Origin of the sequence: Pseudomonas sp. AM8, from assembly GCF_036346475.1 — a bacterium.
GTDB classification, from domain to species: domain Bacteria; phylum Pseudomonadota; class Gammaproteobacteria; order Pseudomonadales; family Pseudomonadaceae; genus Aquipseudomonas; species Aquipseudomonas marginalis.
Map to the genome: position 1 here is coordinate 1 of NZ_JAOTNX010000002.1, position 17,944 is coordinate 17,944.

19 protein-coding genes are annotated in these 17,944 nt (G+C 63.3%); 5 read left to right on the forward strand and 14 right to left on the reverse strand.

Annotated elements, in window-relative coordinates; translation table 11 throughout:
- Window positions 1–81: 81 nt before the first annotated feature.
- The 4 genes from V3W40_RS05040 to V3W40_RS05055 all read right to left on the reverse strand — a co-directional run bounded on the left by V3W40_RS05040 (window position 82) and on the right by V3W40_RS05055 (window position 2,701).
- A complete protein-coding gene (locus V3W40_RS05040; RefSeq protein WP_065928035.1) occupies window positions 82–819 on the reverse strand; it encodes a CPBP family intramembrane glutamic endopeptidase in 738 nt (245 codons plus the stop codon).
- The gene (locus V3W40_RS05045; RefSeq protein WP_330214556.1) at window positions 819–1,289 is read right to left on the reverse strand and encodes a RidA family protein; all 471 of its coding nucleotides are present in this window, start codon (window positions 1,287–1,289) and stop codon (window positions 819–821) included. Before V3W40_RS05045 ends, V3W40_RS05040 begins: the two co-directional genes overlap by 1 nt.
- A complete protein-coding gene (locus tag V3W40_RS05050; RefSeq protein WP_065928033.1) occupies window positions 1,286–1,504 on the reverse strand; it encodes a DUF6434 domain-containing protein in 219 nt (72 codons plus the stop codon). Before V3W40_RS05050 ends, V3W40_RS05045 begins: the two co-directional genes overlap by 4 nt.
- 102 nt (window positions 1,505–1,606) lie before the next feature.
- The gene (locus V3W40_RS05055; RefSeq protein ID WP_330214557.1) at window positions 1,607–2,701 is read right to left on the reverse strand and encodes an SMP-30/gluconolactonase/LRE family protein; all 1,095 of its coding nucleotides are present in this window, start codon (window positions 2,699–2,701) and stop codon (window positions 1,607–1,609) included.
- Between the two features lie 222 nt (window positions 2,702–2,923).
- Between V3W40_RS05055 and V3W40_RS05060 the strand changes: the two genes are divergently transcribed.
- A complete protein-coding gene (locus V3W40_RS05060) occupies window positions 2,924–3,352 on the forward strand; it encodes a nuclear transport factor 2 family protein (RefSeq protein ID WP_024075865.1) in 429 nt (142 codons plus the stop codon).
- Window positions 3,353–3,375: 23 nt separating this feature from the next.
- On the opposite strand, the gene V3W40_RS05065 is transcribed toward V3W40_RS05060, so the two are convergent.
- Window positions 3,376–4,701 (reverse strand): aminotransferase-like domain-containing protein, encoded by a 1,326-nt coding sequence (locus V3W40_RS05065; protein ID WP_065928031.1) that lies wholly within the window; start codon window positions 4,699–4,701, stop codon window positions 3,376–3,378.
- Between the two features lie 88 nt (window positions 4,702–4,789).
- Between V3W40_RS05065 and V3W40_RS05070 the strand changes: the two genes are divergently transcribed.
- The gene (locus tag V3W40_RS05070; protein WP_065928030.1) at window positions 4,790–5,680 is read left to right on the forward strand and encodes a DMT family transporter; all 891 of its coding nucleotides are present in this window, start codon (window positions 4,790–4,792) and stop codon (window positions 5,678–5,680) included.
- Here V3W40_RS05070 and V3W40_RS05075 read toward each other — a convergent pair.
- A complete protein-coding gene (locus V3W40_RS05075) occupies window positions 5,677–6,234 on the reverse strand; it encodes a YceI family protein (RefSeq protein ID WP_330214558.1) in 558 nt (185 codons plus the stop codon). The two genes, V3W40_RS05070 and V3W40_RS05075, sit on opposite strands and share 4 nt — an antisense overlap.
- An 86-nt stretch (window positions 6,235–6,320) precedes the next feature.
- Here V3W40_RS05075 and V3W40_RS05080 point away from each other — a divergent pair, with 86 nt between their 5' ends.
- Both V3W40_RS05080 and yghX read left to right on the forward strand, forming a co-directional pair.
- A complete protein-coding gene (locus V3W40_RS05080) occupies window positions 6,321–6,815 on the forward strand; it encodes a PaaI family thioesterase (RefSeq protein WP_330214559.1) in 495 nt (164 codons plus the stop codon).
- A 44-nt stretch (window positions 6,816–6,859) separates the two neighbouring features.
- Window positions 6,860–7,747: a YghX family hydrolase gene (gene yghX, locus V3W40_RS05085; protein WP_065942060.1), complete on the forward strand. Its 888-nt coding sequence runs from the start codon at window positions 6,860–6,862 to the stop codon at window positions 7,745–7,747.
- A 158-nt stretch (window positions 7,748–7,905) separates the two neighbouring features.
- Here the strand turns inward: yghX and V3W40_RS05090 are convergent, their stop codons facing one another.
- The gene (locus tag V3W40_RS05090) at window positions 7,906–8,784 is read right to left on the reverse strand and encodes a LysR family transcriptional regulator (protein ID WP_330214560.1); all 879 of its coding nucleotides are present in this window, start codon (window positions 8,782–8,784) and stop codon (window positions 7,906–7,908) included.
- 127 nt (window positions 8,785–8,911) lie between these two features.
- Here V3W40_RS05090 and ampC point away from each other — a divergent pair, with 127 nt between their 5' ends.
- The gene (ampC, locus tag V3W40_RS05095) at window positions 8,912–10,066 is read left to right on the forward strand and encodes a class C beta-lactamase (protein WP_330214561.1); all 1,155 of its coding nucleotides are present in this window, start codon (window positions 8,912–8,914) and stop codon (window positions 10,064–10,066) included.
- 209 nt (window positions 10,067–10,275) lie between these two features.
- Here ampC and dctM read toward each other — a convergent pair whose 3' ends face one another.
- The 7 genes from dctM to V3W40_RS05130 all read right to left on the reverse strand — a co-directional run bounded on the left by dctM (window position 10,276) and on the right by V3W40_RS05130 (window position 17,928).
- On the reverse strand, window positions 10,276–11,556 hold the full coding sequence (dctM, locus tag V3W40_RS05100) for a C4-dicarboxylate TRAP transporter large permease protein DctM (RefSeq protein ID WP_065928024.1): 1,281 nt from the start codon (window positions 11,554–11,556) through the stop codon (window positions 10,276–10,278).
- Window positions 11,556–12,188 (reverse strand): TRAP transporter small permease, encoded by a 633-nt coding sequence (locus tag V3W40_RS05105; protein WP_065928023.1) that lies wholly within the window; start codon window positions 12,186–12,188, stop codon window positions 11,556–11,558. Before V3W40_RS05105 ends, dctM begins: the two co-directional genes overlap by 1 nt.
- 47 nt (window positions 12,189–12,235) lie before the next feature.
- A complete protein-coding gene (locus V3W40_RS05110) occupies window positions 12,236–13,219 on the reverse strand; it encodes a TRAP transporter substrate-binding protein (protein WP_330214562.1) in 984 nt (327 codons plus the stop codon).
- A 155-nt stretch (window positions 13,220–13,374) separates the two neighbouring features.
- Window positions 13,375–14,187 carry an HpcH/HpaI aldolase/citrate lyase family protein gene (locus V3W40_RS05115; protein ID WP_074846965.1) on the reverse strand — a complete coding sequence of 271 codons (813 nt, stop codon included), beginning with the start codon at window positions 14,185–14,187 and terminating at the stop codon, window positions 13,375–13,377.
- Between the two features lie 14 nt (window positions 14,188–14,201).
- Window positions 14,202–15,395: a CaiB/BaiF CoA transferase family protein gene (locus tag V3W40_RS05120; RefSeq protein ID WP_065928020.1), complete on the reverse strand. Its 1,194-nt coding sequence runs from the start codon at window positions 15,393–15,395 to the stop codon at window positions 14,202–14,204.
- Window positions 15,396–15,404: 9 nt separating this feature from the next.
- Window positions 15,405–16,754 (reverse strand): MmgE/PrpD family protein, encoded by a 1,350-nt coding sequence (locus tag V3W40_RS05125; RefSeq protein WP_065928019.1) that lies wholly within the window; start codon window positions 16,752–16,754, stop codon window positions 15,405–15,407.
- Window positions 16,755–16,764: 10 nt separating this feature from the next.
- Window positions 16,765–17,928 (reverse strand): acyl-CoA dehydrogenase family protein, encoded by a 1,164-nt coding sequence (locus tag V3W40_RS05130; protein WP_065928018.1) that lies wholly within the window; start codon window positions 17,926–17,928, stop codon window positions 16,765–16,767.
- Between the last annotated feature and the right edge of the window lie 16 nt (window positions 17,929–17,944).

Here is a 17,944-nt window from a genome sequence, read left to right on the forward strand (position 1 = left end):
AGCGTGTCAGTTGATGCATCTGTGGCTGACCCACTGCAATCGGGAGCAAGCCCCCTCCCACCGTTCTGAGCGCATTTCAAGTCAGGCCATATAGGGCACCGCAATCAGCAGGATTGCCGTGCCATGGCAGGCCGTCGCCGCCAACACGCCATGACGCATGCGCACCAGTGCGCAGGCCAGCCCTTCAATCAGGGTAAACAGCAACACCGGCCAGCCCAGTTGGGTCACGCTCAAGGCCAGGAAGGCATGGCAGGCGGCAAACGCCACGCCACTGATCAGCGCCGCTCGCAGCGGTGTCACCTGCTGTTCAAGGTAGCCCTGCAAAAACCCGCGAAACAACACTTCCTCCAGCGCATTGGCGCCATAGGCCAACACCACCATGCCCGGCAGCCACACCCAGTAGCCGGGGATCGCGTGCGGCTCTATTCCTTGATAGAGCCGCAACGGCACACCGATCAGGCAACCGACCGCAAGCCCCACCGCCAGGCCAAGGGCGCGGTGGCCCCGGGTCCATACCACCAGGCGCCACAACTCCGGCGCCACCCGGACCAACACTACGGCCAGCAGCACCGACAGGCCACCCAGCGCCGCCAATACAAAGGCATTCGCGGTGAAGGCGATTTGCACGTCGTCACTGAGCGCCCACATGCCCAGGGGCGTCATCACATCGCGCATCAGCACGAACGCCGCGAGCAAAATCAGGATGCGCATGGCCGGCAACGACTTGGGCGTCAACCCGAACCACAGGCCAAACAGCAGCAAGCCCGGCGCCAGGTGCAGGCCGTAGTTGAGCAGGACGACCAGACCTTGGCTGACCATCAGTCGTGCGCGACCGCGACCATGTCGATTTCCACCGCCGCCGACTTCGGCAGTTGCATCACCCCCACCGACGTGCGCGAATGCACCCCGGCACCGCCGAGGATCTCGTGCAACAGGTCCGAGGCGCCGTTGGCCACTTCACTCTGCTGATCGAAGTCCTCGGCGCTGCGTACATACACGGTGATGCGCGGGATGGCCTTGACCCGATCCAGCGAACCGAGCGCCTGCTTGAGCAGGCCCAGGCAGCGCAATGCACTGATGCTGGCGGCGATCTGTGCCTGGGCCAGGGTCAAGGTGTCACCGACCTTACCCGGCAGCATGACCGTGTCGCCGACACGCGGGATCTGCCCGCTGATGTACAGATGGTTACCGTCGCGCACCAGCGGCGTGTAGTTGCCGCCGACTTTGAATTCATCCAATTGATAGCCGAGACGTTTTTGCGCGGCTTGGTATTTTTCATCCGGTGTCATGCTCGGGAGTCCTCGTTGCGACGCTGCCACTCATCCACCACGTCGCCCATCGTCTTGGGTGTTGCGTTGCGAATCCACGCCATGAAAGGCCGGTCGAACGTGAACCCCGCGCCGCAGTGCTCACGCATGAAACGGCGTACGTTCTGGGTGTTTTTGTAGTGTGAAGTGACAGGCGTGCTGCGGGTGATAGGGGCGCTGTGCCAATCAAAGTCCATTTGCGTAACGCTCTGATGTTTCAGGAGCACGCAGCATAGCGCTAAATAGCCACTGTGAACGCCGGCCAACCGGCGCTGACAGTGGATTTTTTTCAGCGCCTATCAGGCGAAATCCGCCCCTCGCGTATTGACGAAAAACGCGTAGATCGAATGGCTGCCGGCCATGAACAGGCGGTTGCCTTCGCGGCCGCCAAAGCACAGGTTGGGGCAGCGTTCCGGCAGCGAGATATGCCCGATGGCCTTGCCCTGGGAATTGAACACGCGCACGCCGTCGAGCTTTTCCAGGTCGGCCTTGGGGTCGCCATTGCCGCCCCAGCCACACCAGAGATTGCCGCTCTCGTCGCACTTGATGCCGTCCAGCGCTGCGTATTCGAGGCCTTCGATATGCTTGCGCCGTTCGCCCAGGGTGCCGTCGTCCTTGACGTCAATCGCCCAGATCAGTCGGTTGGGCTTGGCGCGCCCTTCCACCACGTAGAGGGTCTTTTCATCCGGCGAAAAGCACAGGCCGTTGGGACCGTTGAGGTCGTCGATCACCCGCGTAACCTTGCCGCTGTCAGCGTCGATGCGATACACGCCATGGGGCTGGGTGGGGGTGATCTTGTGGCCTTCGTAGTTGTTGCCGGTCTGGAATGGCGGGTCGCTGAACCACACCGAACCATCGCGCTTGCACACGATGTCGTTGGGCGAGTTGAAGGGTTTGCCGTCAAAGCTGTCCGCCAGCACCGTGATGCTACCGTTATGTTCGGTGCGAGTGATGCGCCGCCCCTCGCCAGAAGTGGTCGAACCTTCGCACACCAGCAGGCGGCCCTGGCGATCGCGGCACATGCCGTTGGAGAAGTTGGCGTTTTCACGGTACACCGACAGGCTGTCGGTCACCTCATCCCAACGCACGATGCGGTTGTTGGGAATATCACTGAGCAGCAGGTAGCGGCCATCGCCGATCCACACCGGTCCTTCGGCCCAGCGCAGGCCGGTCGCCAGGCGCTCAACGCTGGCATTGAACAGGCGCAGCTCGAGGAAACTGTCGTCGAGCACCTTGATCAGGGGGTCTGGATAACGCTGGCTCAAGGGCTCAGCCGCGTCTGCCAGGCGAGGCAGGTTGCCCAGCACCGCCACCGACGCGGAAACCGCCAGGGATCGCTGGAGAAAGACCCGGCGGCTGTGTTCGGAGCGGGCAGGCGAAGGGGGAAAATCCATGGGTATCTCCGTTACTTTATTGTTAGACGGGAGACTAGTTTTAACCTGTGATGAGACATCGTACAAGATTGAAGACTTCAACCACCCTTTACAACGTAAGGCACTGCGCAAATATTCCAAATTTTACTTTCCAAAAGCCCTTCGACTATTGCAATGTTGTACGACAACATATTCAGTAACGTGTTGCCCGTACACCTCCCCAACAACAATAAGGAAACACCCATGCAAAACGTCAAAGTGCTGATCGGATTTCTGTGCCTGTTCAGCGGCTATGTGGCCGCCGCCCCTGCCGCCGACAAAGACGTCGCCCAAGCGGTCGACCACCTCACCCAGGCCATGCTGCATAAAGACCTCAAGCAGCTCCAGAGCCTGACCGCCGAGAACCTCACCTACGGCCACTCCAGCGGCAAGATCCAGAACAAGCAGGAATTCATCGCCGACATCGAGACCGGACGCAGCGGCTTCAAGACCCTGGAAATGCAGAAACAGACCATCACCCTGAGTGGCGATACCGCCCTGGTACGCAACCACTTCTCCGCCCTGGCGGTGAACAGCGGCAAGGAAGTGCCCACCGAAATCGAGAACTTCCAGATCTGGCAAAAACAGAAAGGCCACTGGCTGCTGATCGGGCGCCAGGCGTTTAAATTCTGATGGCTAGCGGTGGGCCATCGGGCTCACCACTGCACCACCTTGCGCACCTTCAGCAACGCCTCGCGCAGCGCCGGCATGTCCACCGAGCCCAAGGCCAGGCGCAACGCATGGGGCACGTGGGCCGAGACGGCGAAGGGCTCGGCGGTGGAGACGGAAATACCGTCGCGCTGCAAGGTCATGGCGACTTGATCGGCGCGGGCCTCTTCCGCCAGGGGCAGCCACAAGAAATACGATGACGGGTGGCTGGTGTAGGCCACCCCCTTGAGCACCTGCGCGGCCAAGGCTTGCCGCGCCCGCGCATCCTGGCGCTTGTGGGTTTCAAGTTGCGCCACGGTGCCATCCTCGAGCCAGGCCACCGCAATCGCACTCATCACCCCCGGCACGTTCCAGGTGGTGGCCATGATGGTGCGTTCCAGTGCTTTGACCCAACCCGACGGGGCAGCGATAAACCCCACGCGCAGGCCGGTCGCGACACTTTTCGACAGCCCGCCCACATAGACCGTGCGCTCCGGCGCCAATCTGGCCACGGGCAGCGGCGCGTCCTCGGCCAGGAACGCGTAGGCCGCGTCCTCGATGATCATCAGGTTGTGCTCACGGGCAATCGCCACCAACTGCTCGCGCTGCGCCAGGCTCAGCACCCAGCCCAACGGGTTATGCAAAGTCGGCATGCTGTACACGGCACGCACCGGGCGCTTGCGACACAGGCTGTGCAGGTAGTCCAGGTCCGGGCCGTCGGCGGTGACCGGGATGGCGACGATCTCCAGGTGCAGGGTCTCGGCCAGCACCTTGAACCCCGAATACGTCAAGGCGTCGACGGCGATCACATCACCGGGCTTGAGCAAGGTCATCATGGTCACGGCCAACCCGTGCTGGGCGCCACTGACCACCAGCACCTGTTCGGCCTCGACCGTCAGCCCTCGACTCAACAGGTGCCGCGCGACAGCGGCGCGCTCATGCAGGCGACCGGCGTGGGGCTGGTAACGCAGCAGCGCTTCAAGGTCGCCGGACAGCGCCAACTGTCGCAATGCGGTGCGCAGCAAGTCGGCCTGGCCCGGCAAGGACGGGTAGTTGAAACTCAGATCGAGCATGCCCGCCGCCACGCTCATCTGCCCGCTGCCCTGCCCCGGCGGCAGCGAGATTTCGCGCACAAAGGTGCCTCGGCCTGTCTCGCCACTGACCAGGCCCATGGCCTCCAGCTCGGCGTACACCCGGCTCGCGGTGACCAGCGCCAGGCCATGTTCGGCGGCCAGTTGGCGGTGGGTCGGCAGTCGCGTACCGGGGGGCATGCTGCCTGAGCGAATGGCCTCGGCGAAGCTGTCGACCAACGACTTGTAGCGGGCGCGGGGCATAGCGATGTATCCATGACAATTTTTTGATTGTCTTTATCTTCAACCCTAGGATGCCTGCCACGCAACTCATCCTTTTCGGACACCCCATATGGAACGTACAGCCCCCCTCAGCAACCTGGACACCCGCACCCAAGGCTGGATCAACGGTTTTATCGGCGTGGTGATCTTCAGCGGCTCGCTGCCGGCCACGCGCCTGGCGGTGATGGAATTCGACCCGGTGTTCCTGACCATGATCCGCGCCGCCATTGCCGCGCTGCTGGGGCTGGCCTTGCTGGGGCTGTTCAAGGAGCAACGCCCCGCGCGCCAGCAATGGATGCCCCTGGCAATCGTCGCCCTCGGCGTGGTGATCGGCTTTCCGTTACTCACCGCGCTGGCGCTGCAATACGTGACCTCCGCGCACTCCATCGTCTTCATCGGCCTGCTACCGCTGGCGACCGCCGTGTTTGCTGTACTGCGTGGCGGCGAGCGTCCACGCCCGGTGTTCTGGCTGTTTTCGATCCTCGGCAGTGCGCTGGTGATGGGGTACGCCTTCGCCCAGGGCTTGAGCGCCGCACCGGCGGGTGACGTACTGATGCTGCTGGCGGTGCTGGTGTGCGGCCTGGGGTATGCCGAAGGCGCCAAACTGTCGCGCAGCCTGGGCGGCTGGCAGGTGATCTGCTGGGCGCTGGTGGTGTCGTTGCCGGTGGTGGTGCCGTTGAGCCTGGTGCTGGCGCCGTCGAGCGTCAGCGGTATCAGCCTGCCGGCCTGGCTGAGCCTGGGCTATGTGTCGCTGTTCAGCATGCTGATCGGCTTTGTGTTCTGGTATCGCGGCCTGGCCCAGGGTGGCATTGCCGCCGTCGGACAGTTGCAACTGCTGCAACCGTTCTTCGGCCTGGCGCTGGCAGCGGGCTTGCTGCATGAACAGGTCAGCCTGGGCATGCTGCTGGTGACGGTCGCGGTGATCGGCTGCGTGGCCGGGGCCAAGCGGTTCGCGCGCTAACGCTGGGGCGCGACCATCTTGAACTTGATGTTGATGTCGTCGGACACCACGCTGTTGCCGGCCCATTCGCCTTCGCCGATCCTGAAGTCGCCGCGCTTGAGGATGAACTCACCGTCGAACACGCCGATGCCATCCAGCTCCTTGAGCACCACGTTGACCCCCACCGGGCGCGTGGTGCCCTTGATCGTCAGGTTGCCGCTGATGTTGAAGCGGTTATCCCCCAGGGCCTTTACAGCGGTGGACTCATAGACGCCCACCGGGTAGGTCGCGGTATCGAACCACGAGGCCCGTTGCAGCTCGTCGTTCGCATCGGGGCTGCCGGCATCGATACTCGCCAGCTGGATCTTGAGCAAGGCATGTCCGCTTTCGGGCTTTTGCGTGTCAAAGCTCAGCGTGCCTTCGAAGTCGCCGAAGGTGCCATACACCCGCTGCCCCAACTGCTTATAGGTAAAACTGATCTGGCTGGCGGTGCGATTGACGTCGGTGTACTCCGCCGCCTGGGCACAGCCGATAGCACCCAGGACCAGGACCAACGGGAGAATTCGACGCTTCATGCCACGCTCCGCAAAAAATGGATGTATTCCCATCAGGTGCCTGTCCTGCTAAACAGACTAGTCGCTCACAACAATAAGGACGCTGCATGCCCACCCCTTCTCTACAGGACATCACCGCGCCGGAAGGCATCTGCTACGGCTGCGGCGGCAGTAACCCCCATGGCTTGCATATCAAGAGCCGCTGGGATGCCGATGGTGTCCATCTCATCGCCGAACATCACCCCGAGGCAAAATACAGTGGCTGGCCCGACCTGGTCTACGGCGGCCTGATCGCCATGCTGGTGGACTGCCATTCCAACTGGACCGCCATGGCCTACCACTACCGTGACGAACAACGCGAACCCGGCAGCCTGCCGCGCATCGACTGCGTCACCGGCAACCTGGGGATCAAATTCATCAAGCCGACCCCCATGGGCGCTCCGCTCACCTTGCGTGCGCGGGTCGAAGGCGAAGTGGGCCGCAAAAGCCGCGTGGTCTGCGAGGTGTATGCCGGCGAGGTGCTCACGGCCATCGGCGATTCGCTGTTCGTGCGCGTCGACACCCGCGAACTGGCTGCGGCCGCCCATGGCCGTGACAGCTGATCCTGGTCTACATTGACTGGCACCGCTAATCGAGGACCGAACCGATGACTCGTCTCACCGCGAAAGACTTTGCCCCCGAACTGCTGGAACTCTACGACGGCTACGCCCACGGCAAGCTCAACCGCCGCGAATTTCTCGACCGCGCGGCGCTGTTCACCTTTGGCGGCCTCACCGCCTCGGCCCTGCTGGCGGCCCTGAGCCCCAACTATGCCCTGGCCGAACAGGTGAAATTCACCGACCCGGACATCGTTGCCGACTACATCACCTACCCCTCGCCCAAGGGCAACGGCACCGTGCGTGGCTACCTGGTGCGCCCGGCCAAGGCCACCGGCAAGCTGCCGGCCGTGGTGGTGGTCCACGAAAACCGTGGCCTCAACCCCTACATCGAAGACGTCGCCCGGCGCCTGGCCAAAGCCGGGTTTATCGCCCTCGCGCCGGACGGCCTGACCTCGGTGGGCGGCTATCCCGGCAACGATGAAAAAGGCGTGGCGCTGCAACAGACAGTCGACCCGACCAAGCTGATGAACGACTTCTTCGCCGCCATCGAATGGCTGATGCACCACGACAGCAGCACCGGCAAGGTCGGCATCACCGGCTTCTGCTATGGCGGCGGCGTGACCAATGCGGCGGCGGTGGCGTACCCGGAACTGGGCGCGGCGGTGTCGTTCTACGGGCGCCAGCCGGAAGCCAAGGACGTGCCGCATATCAAGGCGCCGATCATGCTGCATTACGGCGAGCTGGATACGCGGATCAACGAGGGGTGGCCGGCGTATGAAAAGGCCCTGAAGGCCGCCGGCACGACTTATGAAGCGTACATCTACAAGGGCGCCAACCATGGCTTCCATAACGATTCGACACCGCGTTATGACGAGGCGGCGGCGAATCTGGCGTGGGAAAGGACACTCGGTTGGTTCCGCAAATACCTGGCCTGAATGCAGTCAACATGTGGGAGGGGGCTTGCCCCGATTGCGGTGTATCAGCAACAATTGAGGTAACTGACCCGCCGCTATCGGGGGCAAGTCGAATCGTCGCACCGCCCCTCCCACATTGACCATCACCACCTTAATGTTTCTTTATGCTCCAAGAAAACTCAGACACTCCCACCCTCCCCCAGCAACCAGTCCTTGAACACCTGCATCGCCGAGGTCTCGGTCCGCGACTGCAAGCGCGTCAGCCAGTAGCTGCCAGTGGTGATGCCGACGTCGAATGGCTGGCGAATCACATCACTCTCCAGTTGCCGCGAGAACATCATCGCCGGCGCCAGCGCCACGCCGCTGCCTTGCAGCGCAGCCTCCATCATCGCCAGCGACGAGTCGAACACGATGCTGCGCGGTACCAGGGTGTCGGCGGGCAGCCCGGCGGCCTGAAGCCACAGGCTCCACTCATCCGCGCGGTAGGAGCGCAGCAGCGTGTGTTTCAACAGGTCGGCCGGCGTGTGCAACTGCGCGGCGAGTGACGGCACACACAGTACCGTCAGCGGCGCTTCCAGCAACTCCAGCGCATCCGTGCCGTGCCAGGCACCTGCACCGAAACGAATCGCGTAATCCAGGCCTTCGGCAGCCACGTCGACACGGTTGTTATGGGTGGACAGGCGCAGGTCGATGAACGGGTAGCGGCTCTGGAAGTCCGGCAGACGTGGCAGCAGCCAGCCGACGGCAAAGGTGCCGACCGCGCCCACGGTGAGTACCTCGCGGTAATGCCCGCCCTCGAACTGACCCAAGGTGTGGGCAATGCGGTCGAACGACTCGCGCACCACCGGCAGCAGGGTTTCGCCCTCGCGGGTGAGCATCAACCCGCGGGGCAGGCGCTTGAACAAGGTGACAGTGAGCTGCGCCTCCAGGCTCTTGACCTGATGGCTGACCGCCGCCTGGGTCACGCATAACTCAATGGCGGCGCGGGTAAAGCTCAAATGCCGGGCGGCCGCTTCGAAGGCGCGCAAGGCGTTCAACGGTAAGTGGGAGCGGAGCATATTGACCCCAATATTTCTAATGACTGCTGCGAGATATCATCGTTTGCCCAGGACCGGCGAACGGCCTACATTTGCCTCGCCCGCGCAGGCTCTTTATTCAATCGATCATTCTCATGGAAGCGTTATCATGCCCCAACATTTACTGTCTGGCGTGCGTAATTTCACCGCCCTCGCGGTGTTTATCGCCGCCGGCAACTGCCTGGCTGCCACCGACCTGCAGGCGGTGGTGGATGCCAATGTCAAACCGCTGATGCAGCAGCAGTCGATTAACGGCCTGGTGGTCGGCGTGGTGCGGGACGGCAAGGCGCAATACTTTAACTACGGAATCGCCGCCACCGATACCCGCCAGCCGGTCAGCGAAAACACCCTGTTCGAAGTGGGTTCAGTGAGCAAGACCTTCACCGCGACCCTGGCCGGTTACGCGGTAGCCAGCGGCAAACTCACGCTCTCCGACCCGGCCAGCCATTACCTGCCGGCACTGGGCGGCGGCAAGTTCGACCACATCAGCGTGCTCAACCTCGGCACCTACACCGCCGGCGGCTTGCCCCTGCAATTCCCCGCCAATGCGGATAACACCCAGCGCATGATCAGCTACTTCCAGCACTGGCAACCCGACTTCGCCCCTGGCACCCAGCGCCTGTATTCCAACCCGAGCCTGGGGTTGTTCGGCTACCTGGCGGCGCAGAGCCTCAAGCAGCCGTTCGATCAGGCGATGGAAAAGACCCTGTTGCCCGCACTCGGGCTCAAGCACACCTTCATCAAGGTGCCGCAGAGCCAGATGAGCCTGTACGCCCAAGGCTATGGCAAAGATGGCAAACCGGTACGCGTCGGCCCCGGCGCCCTGGACAGCGAGGCCTACGGCATCAAGACCAGCGCTGCGGACTTGCTGAAGTACGTTGACGCGAACATGCACCCGGCGACGCTGGATAAAACCCTGCAGCAGGCGATCAGCATGACTCACACGGGTTACTACAGCGTGGACGGCATGACCCAGGGCCTGGGCTGGGAAATGTACCCCTACCCCATCCCGCTCGATGGGTTGATGGCCGGCAACTCCACACCCATGGCAATGGAACCGCACGCGGTCAACTGGCTGACCCCGCCCCAGGCGCCCCACGCCGACACCCTGGTGAACAAGACCGGCTCCACCAATGGGTTTGGCGCCTACGTGGCGTACGTGCCGAGCAAGGGAGTGGGCGTGGTGATATTGGCGAACAAGAACTACCCGAATGCCGAACGGGTAAAGGTCGCCCATGCAATCTTGAGTGCGCTGGACCAATAGAGCCTGACGCAAAACCAATGTGGGAGGGGCAAGCCCCAATACCAGTCAGTTAAGACACTTTGCAGGAGCGAGGGGGACGCCTAGTTCTTGCTCGCGAAAAACGCCCAGGCAACGCGTTCATTCTCGATAAACGTGGTGGCCCTGAGTTCTTCGCGAGCAAGAACTAGGCGTCCCCCTCGCTCCTACAGTGAGTCACTTGCTGACCCGCGCTACATCCCCAACCAGTGCGGCAAGGCCAGCGAGATAAACGGCAAGTACGTGACCATGATCAGGAACACCAACAGGATCATCAGCCACGGCAACGCCGCACGAATGGTCTGCCCCAGCGTCAACCCGGTCACCGCCGAGGTCACGAACAGGTTCAGCCCCACCGGTGGGTGCACCAGGCCGATTTCCATATTGACCACCATCACGATGCCCAGGTGAATCGGGTCGATGCCCAGCTTCATGGCGATCGGGAAGAAGATCGGCGCCAGGATCAGCACGATGGCCGAAGGCTCCATGAAACTGCCGGCGATCAGCAGCACCACGTTGACCATGATCAAAAAGCCAATCGGCGTGAGGCCCTCGGACAGCACCCAGGCGGTGATTTCCTGGGGGATCTGCTCGGTGGTCAGCACATGGGCGAAGAGCATGGCATTGGCGATGATAAACATCAGCATGATCGCCAGGCGCCCGGACTCCAGCAGCACCTTGGGGCAGTCGCGCAGCTTCATGTCCTTGTAGACGAACAACGCCACAAAGGCCGAGTACACCGCCGCCACCGCCGCCGCTTCGGTGGGGGTGAACATGCCGCTGTAGATGCCGCCGAGGATGATCACCAGCAGCAACAGGCCCCAGAAGGCGCGGCGCGCACAGCCCAGCCATTCACCCAACGTCGCCCGTGGCTGGGCCGGCAGCTTCTTGATGCGCGCGACAATGTAGATCGCCACCATCAGCATCAGGCCCAGCAGCAAGCCCGGGATCACCCCGGCCATGAACAGCTTGCCCACCGAGGTTTCCGTCGCCGCCGAGTACACCACCATTACGATCGACGGCGGAATCAGGATGCCCAGGGTGCCGGCGTTGCAGATGATCCCCGCGCCGAATTCCTTCGGGTAACCGGAGCGCACCATGCCCGCCACCGCAATCGAACCCACCGCCGCCACCGTCGCCGGGGATGAGCCGGACAGCGCCGCAAACAGCATGCACGCCAGTACCGCCGCAATCGCCAGGCCGCCACGGATATGCCCGACACAGGCGTTGGCAAAGTCGATCAGCCGCTGCGCCACGCCGCCGGTGGTCATGAACGCACCAGAGAGCAGGAAGAACGGGATCGCCAGGAAGGTATAGGCGTCGGAGGTTTCGAACAGCTTGATCGCCAGGGAACTGACCGAGTCCGGGCTGAACATCAGGATCGACACCGCGCCCGACAAACCCAGCGCAATGGCAATCGGCACGCCGAGGAACATGAACACGAACAACAGCAGGAACAGACAGAGCACGGCCATCAGTGACGCTCCCCATGGCTGCCTGCCAATTTGCTGGCCTCACCGGCCTCGTCAGCCAGCCCCAACCCGACCTGACGGCGGGTAAAGATGCGGTAGAAGATCTCCAGGTAGCGGATAAACACCAGGGCAAAACCGATGGGCACGATGATCACAATGTCACCCACGTCGATACCGAACTGGTCGAGGTCTTCGGCGCCGATATGGGCGGTCATCACCGCGCTGACCCACTTGTAGCTGGCGACCATGAACAGCCCGGCATAGGCCAGGCAGCACAGGCAGGCGAGCATGCCCAGCACGCGCTGCACCGGACGCCGGGTCAGCTTGACCAGCGCGTCCACCCCCAGGTGGCCGGCGGTGCGCACCCCATAGGAAATGCCGAAGAAAATCAGCCAGCCGAACATGGCCTTGGTCAGCGCCACGCTCCAGGTCATGTCCTGGGCCCAGGTCATGGTGTGGTCGCCCAGCGCGCCGAAGAACGTGCTGCTCCACGCCCACTTGTCAGACAGGGCAAAGAACAGCGTGTAGATGTTGTTGAGCATGACGTAAACAAATGTCACCAGGGTCATGGCCGCCAGCAGGAAGGCAATAAAGCCTTCCTCCAGGTGCTCCCAGACGCGCCTTAGCGTTTGCATGGCAAAACCTCGCGAAAGCAAATGAGATGTCAGGGCGGAAACCGGCCTTACTGGTTGGCGGCATCCGCCGCCTTGATCAGGTCGGCCCCGATCTCGCCTTCGAACTTCTGCCACACCGGGCGCATCGCGTCGCGCCACAGCTGGCGTTGCTCGGGGGTCAGCTCGATGATTTCGCTGGTCCTGGCGTCGATGATCTTCTGCCTGGCCGACTGGTTCAGCGCTTCGGCCTGTTTGTTCACCTCGACGGTGACCTCGACCATGACCTGCTCCAGGGTGCCGCGGATGTCCGGCGGCAGGCCGTTCCAGAACGTGGCATTGGTGATGACCATGTAGTCGATCAGGCCATGGTTGGATTCGGTGAAGTACTTCTGCACTTCGTTGACCTTCTGGCTTTCATAGTTCGACCAGGTGTTCTCGGTGCCATTCACGGTGCCGGTCTGCAAGCCCTGGTACACCTCGGCAAAGCTCATCTTGCGCGGGTTGGCACGGATCGCCTTGAACTGCTCCTCCAGCACGCTGGAGGCCTGCACGCGGAACTTCAGGCCACGGGCGTCCTTGGGTTCATGCAGTGCCTTGTTGGCGGAGAGTTGCTTGAGGCCGTTGTGCCAATAGGCCAGGCCGAGGATGTTCTTGCTCTGCATCGAGGTCAGCAGTTGCTTGCCCTCGGCGGCCTGGAAGCGGTCGACGGCGGCCAGGTCGTTGAACAGGAACGGCAGGTCATAGATCTGCACTTGCCGGGTGTATTGCTCGAACTTGGCCAGGGACGGCGCCAGCATCTGCACGTCGCCCAGCAGCAGGGCTTCCATTTCCTTGCCGTCGCCGAACAGTGACGAGTTGGGGTACACCTCGACCTTGACCTTGCCGGGCAAGCGTTCTTCGGCGAGCTTCTTGAACAGCAACGCGCCCTGGCCCTTGGGGGTGTTTTCAGCGACCACGTGGGCGAACTTGATCACGATCGGGTCCGCCGCCTGGGCCAGGCCCGCGGCAAACAAGGTGGCGGCGCAGAACAGCGCCCGAGAAAGCTTGAGCATGGAAAATCACCTTCTTATTGTTGTGTTGTAGGGCAAGGTGCCTGATATGACGCGTGTAGTGAATTTCGAATTTTTGATACCTGCGTTCGGCCACGCCGAACACCAACCTCAAGAAAAATGCAGTTCCCCCTCCACATTTGATTCGGTTCCGTCAGCTATAACTGTGCGAGCAACCGCTGCGCCCGCAACAACACCGGCGCATCCACCATCTGCCCATCAATCTGGTAAGCCCCCGCCCCATGCGCCCCGGCGTCAACCACCCGCCGTGCCCAGGCCAGGTCGGCGGCGCTGGGCGCCAACGCTTCATGGATCACCGCCACCTGCCTGGGATGGATACACAACGCGCCGGCAAAGCCCATTTCATAGGCATGCCGGATCGAACGGCGCAGGCCTTCAGGATCGTCGATGGCCGGGTGCACGCCATCCAGTGGCGCCACCAGGCCAGCCGCGCGGGAATGCACGATCAGCGCCAGGCGTGCCTGGTCGAGGGCGAACTGCGCGGCCGGGGAGTTGCTGCTCAAGTTGAGGTCCAGCGCCAGGTCCAGGCCGCCGAATGACAGGCGTTCGACCTGCGGCGCCCCCGCGATGTCGGCCACCGCCAGCAAGCCCCGTGCGCTTTCTATAATCGGCCAGATCACTTTGCCCGCAGCGGCGACCACCGCCACCTGGGCCGCGCTTTCCACTTTCGGCAACAGCACACCTGCCACGTTGACGTGGGCTTTGCAGAACGCCACATCTTCAAAATGCTCGGCATGTTCCGGCGCGTTGATGCGCACCCACACCCGGGCCTGCGGGTGACTTTGCAGGAACGCCCCGAGGTTATCCCGCGCCTGGCGCTTGAGCGGCTCTTCCACCGCGTCTTCGAAATCCACGATCACGGCGTCGGCGCCACTGGCCAGCGCCTTGGAAAATCGCTCCGGTCGGCTGCCGGGAACAAACAGCGCAGAGCGCACAAGAGGGTTTGGCATAACGGACTTCCTTATTAGATAACGCCGCGCGCGCGCAGGCTGTCGATGGCATCGCCGGAGTAACCGAGCTGCTCGAGGATGCCCTGGCTGTGCTGCCCCAGCGCCGGCACGGCGTCCATGCGCGGGGTAAACGCCCCGTTGCGCGCCGGCGGCAGCAGCGACGGCAGCGGCCCGGCAGGGCTTGCGACTTCACGCCAACTGTCGCGGGCCTTGAGCTGCGGGTGGTCCCACACGCCTTGCATATCGTTGACGCGGGCGCTGGCGATCTGCGCGTCCTCCAGGCGCTGGATCACGGCCTCGGCGCCCAGTTGGGCAAAGCTGTCGACGATGATCTGGCGCAGCACCTCGCGGTTGGCCGAGCGCTTGAAGTTGGCGCTGAAGCGCTCATCCGTCGCCAGTCCAGGTGTGAGCAGCACCTTGTCGCAGAACGCTGCCCATTCGCGCTCATTCTGCAAACCGAGCATCACCGTGCCGCCGTCACCGGTGGGAAACGGCCCGTAGGGGTAGATGGTCGAGTGCGCCGCGCCGGCACGCGGGGGTGGAGGCGCACCGTCGAAGGCGTAGTACATCGGGTAGCCCATCCACTCCACCAGGCTTTCGAGCATGCTCACGTCGATGCGGCTGCCCTGCCCCGTCTTGCCGCGCAACAGCAGCGCGGAAAGGATGCCGCTGTAGGCGTACATGCCGGCGGAGATATCGGCGATGGAGCAACCGGCCTTGGCCATCTGCTCGTCACCCGGGCCACCGGTCACCGACAAAAAGCCGCCCTCGCTCTGGATCAGCAGGTCATAGGCTTTCTTTTTCTCGTAGGGCCCGCCTTCGCCATAGCCGGAAATGTCGCAGACGATCAGCCGTGGAAAGCGTGCATGCAGCGCCTCGAACGACAGGCCCATGCGCGCCGCCGCGCCCGGTGCAAGGTTCTGCACCAGCACATCGGCATCCGCCAGCAGGCTGTCGAGGATGGCGTCGGCGTCGTCCTGCTTGAGGTCCAGGGTGAGGCTTTCCTTGGAGCGGTTGGTCCACACGAAATGCGAGGCCAGGCCACGCACGCGCTCGTCGTAGCCACGGGCGAAATCACCGGCACCGGGGCGTTCGATCTTGATCACGCGGGCGCCGAGGTCGGCCAGTTGACGGGTGCAAAAGGGCGCGGCGATCGCGTGTTCCAGGCTGACAACGGTGATGCCGTCCAGCGGTCGTGGGTCAGTCATGACAGTTCCTCAGAGCCAGTGGGCCATGGACGCGGCGTTGCGCACATCCCAGACTTTGGCGATCAATGCGGCGGCCTGGGCCGGTGTGCGAGCGTTACTGAACCGGGCGAGGCGCTGGAATTTATCCGCCAGTTCTGCACGGCTCAGGGTGTTGCCCGGGTCGCCCTTGGGCTCGTCGATGGCGCCGTGCAGGGTGCGGCCGTCAACCGTGGTGACGGTGACGCGGCCGAGCCAGCGCTGCGGGTAGGCGCCATCGACCTCGGGGTCGAGGGTCATGCTGACCCTGTCGCGAAAGGCGGCGACGGCGGGATCGGTCAACGCCGATTCATGGAACTCGGTGAGCCCGGCCTTGCCATGCACGGCGATCAACCCCAGCACGGTGCCCATGGAGAACTTGGCCTGATGCACGCTGGTAGGCACGCTTACCCGCCCCAGTACATCGATGGCGCCTTGGTGCACACGGGTTTCCACACGGGCGATATCGACGGCCTCCAGGCCTTCGCGTTGCATCAACGCCAGCAACGCATCGGCGGCCGGATGGGTATGGCGGCACGACGCGTGGAACTTGAACGAGGTCTCCAGCAGCGCCCAACGGCTACCAAGGCCAGCCGATAACTTGCTCGGTTCGGCATCCGTGGACATACCCGCCGCCAGGCCCTGGTCGCCTTCGAGGATATTGCGCGCACCGGTCAGGCCATCCGCCGTCAGGTACGCGGCGAGCAAACCGTCCGCGGCCGCCTTGGCCGTGTGCAGTTGCTTGGAGTCGGCGGCATCGCGCAGGAATTCCCACAGCCCGGCGGCCTGGGTGCCGGCGCTGCCGAGCAGATGGATGAACTGGTCCTGATTGAAATCCAGCAACTTGCCCACCGCCACGGCCGCCGCCAGGGTGCCCACCGTGGCCGTGGTGTGGAAGATGCGGTAGTGGGAGCGCCCCATGAATTCGCCGATGCGGATCCCGGCCTCATAGCCGGCCACCGAGGCCAGCAACACGTCACGGCCGGATTTACCGAGGTCCTGGGCGGCGGCCAAGGCAGCGGGAAACACCACGGTGGCCGGGTGCAGCACCGAGCTGTTGTGCAGGTCATCCTGTTCCACCAGGTGGGACGAGGCGCCGTTGACCAGTGCGGCGAAATACGCGCTGCTGCCGGTGCCATTGACGATCACCTGCGCCGGGCCGCTGCTCGGGCCCATCTTCTGGGCATAGCGCTCGAACAACGGGATCGGGTGCGCGCCCTGGCTGGCCAACGCGGACGCCAGCCAATCCAGGAACAGGTCTTCGGTGCGCGCCAGCACGGGTTCGGGCAACTGCTCGTAGGCCAGGTCGGCCAGGAACCGACACAGGGCTTGGGTATGGCTCATGGGCAGGCCCTCAGAAGCTGCGTGGCAGCTCGAGCAGGTGCTCGGCCACGTAGGACAGGATCAGGTTGGTGGAGATCGGCGCCACCTGGTACAGGCGCGTCTCGCGGAATTTGCGCTCGACGTCGTACTCGCAGGCAAAGCCAAAGCCGCCGTGGGTCTGCAGGCAGGCATTGGCCGCTTCCCAGGACGCCTTGGCCGCCAGGTACTTGGCCATGTTCGCGCTGGCGCCGGCATTCACGCCGCTGTCGTATTCCGCACAGGCGCGCCAGCGCATCAGGTCGGCCGCCTCGACTTCGATATGGGCTTCGGCAATCGGAAACTGCACGCCCTGGTTCTGCCCGATGGGCCGGCCGAACACCACGCGGTCGCGGGCGTAGGCGCTGGCCTTGTCGATAAACCAGCGGCCATCGCCGATGCATTCGGCGGCGATCAGGGTGCGTTCGGCATTGAGGCCGTCGAGGATGTATTTGAAACCCTTGCCCTCTTCGCCGATCAAGCTATCGAGGGGCAGTTCAAGGTTGTCGAAGAACAACTCATTGGTCTCGTGGTTGACCATGTTCGCGATGGGCTGCACGGTCAGGCCGTTGCCGATGGCCTCACGCAGATCGACCAGGAAGATCGACATGCCTTCGGACTTTTTCTTCACCTGTGCCAACGGGGTGGTGCGCGCCAGGAGGATCATCAGGTCGGAATGCTGCACCCGCGAGATCCAGACCTTCTGGCCGTTGATCACGTATTTGTCGCCACGCTTGATCGCGGTGGTCTTGATCTTGGTGGTGTCGGTGCCGGTGGTGGGCTCGGTGACCGCCATGGATTGCAGGCGCAATTCGCCACTGGCGAGCTTGGGCAGGTAGAAGCGTTTTTGCGCCTCGCTGCCGTGACGCAACAGGGTGAACATGTTGTACATCTGCCCGTGCACGGTGCCGGAGTTACCGCCGCAGCGGTTCACCTCCTCGAGGATCACCGAGGCTTCGGCCAGGCCCAGGCCGGAGCCGCCGTACTCCTCGGGAATCATCGCCGACAGCCAGCCGGCGTCGGTCAGCGCCTTGACGAAGGCTTCGGGGAAGCCCTTTTCTTCGTCGATCCGGCGCCAGTAGGCCGCGTCGAATGCGGCGCACAAGGCGCGCACGCCGTCGCGGATGGCATTGAGTGCTTCGTTGTCATTCGGGTTCATCTCACGGCTCTCCGCC

Bases quoted from the DNA above. Each gene is read 5' to 3' on its own strand.
- V3W40_RS05065 (WP_065928031.1), bottom strand. From the start codon at position 4,701: ATGCCCCGCGCCCGCTACAAGTCGTTGGTCGACAGCTTCGCCGAGGCC.
- V3W40_RS05045 (WP_330214556.1), bottom strand. From the start codon at position 1,289: ATGACACCGGATGAAAAATACCAAGCCGCGCAAAAACGTCTCGGCTAT.
- V3W40_RS05055 (WP_330214557.1), bottom strand. From the start codon at position 2,701: ATGGATTTTCCCCCTTCGCCTGCCCGCTCCGAACACAGCCGCCGGGTC.
- V3W40_RS05090 (WP_330214560.1), bottom strand. From the start codon at position 8,784: ATGCTCCGCTCCCACTTACCGTTGAACGCCTTGCGCGCCTTCGAAGCG.
- V3W40_RS05075 (WP_330214558.1), bottom strand. From the start codon at position 6,234: ATGAAGCGTCGAATTCTCCCGTTGGTCCTGGTCCTGGGTGCTATCGGC.
- V3W40_RS05120 (WP_065928020.1), bottom strand. From the start codon at position 15,395: ATGACTGACCCACGACCGCTGGACGGCATCACCGTTGTCAGCCTGGAA.
- V3W40_RS05060 (WP_024075865.1), top strand. From the start codon at position 2,924: ATGCAAAACGTCAAAGTGCTGATCGGATTTCTGTGCCTGTTCAGCGGC.
- V3W40_RS05130 (WP_065928018.1), bottom strand. From the start codon at position 17,928: ATGAACCCGAATGACAACGAAGCACTCAATGCCATCCGCGACGGCGTG.
- V3W40_RS05040 (WP_065928035.1), bottom strand. From the start codon at position 819: ATGGTCAGCCAAGGTCTGGTCGTCCTGCTCAACTACGGCCTGCACCTG.
- ampC (WP_330214561.1), top strand. From the start codon at position 8,912: ATGCCCCAACATTTACTGTCTGGCGTGCGTAATTTCACCGCCCTCGCG.
- V3W40_RS05125 (WP_065928019.1), bottom strand. From the start codon at position 16,754: ATGAGCCATACCCAAGCCCTGTGTCGGTTCCTGGCCGACCTGGCCTAC.
- V3W40_RS05070 (WP_065928030.1), top strand. From the start codon at position 4,790: ATGGAACGTACAGCCCCCCTCAGCAACCTGGACACCCGCACCCAAGGC.
- V3W40_RS05105 (WP_065928023.1), bottom strand. From the start codon at position 12,188: ATGCAAACGCTAAGGCGCGTCTGGGAGCACCTGGAGGAAGGCTTTATT.
- yghX (WP_065942060.1), top strand. From the start codon at position 6,860: ATGACTCGTCTCACCGCGAAAGACTTTGCCCCCGAACTGCTGGAACTC.
- V3W40_RS05110 (WP_330214562.1), bottom strand. From the start codon at position 13,219: ATGCTCAAGCTTTCTCGGGCGCTGTTCTGCGCCGCCACCTTGTTTGCC.
- dctM (WP_065928024.1), bottom strand. From the start codon at position 11,556: ATGGCCGTGCTCTGTCTGTTCCTGCTGTTGTTCGTGTTCATGTTCCTC.
- V3W40_RS05115 (WP_074846965.1), bottom strand. From the start codon at position 14,187: ATGCCAAACCCTCTTGTGCGCTCTGCGCTGTTTGTTCCCGGCAGCCGA.
- V3W40_RS05080 (WP_330214559.1), top strand. From the start codon at position 6,321: ATGCCCACCCCTTCTCTACAGGACATCACCGCGCCGGAAGGCATCTGC.
- V3W40_RS05050 (WP_065928033.1), bottom strand. From the start codon at position 1,504: ATGGACTTTGATTGGCACAGCGCCCCTATCACCCGCAGCACGCCTGTC.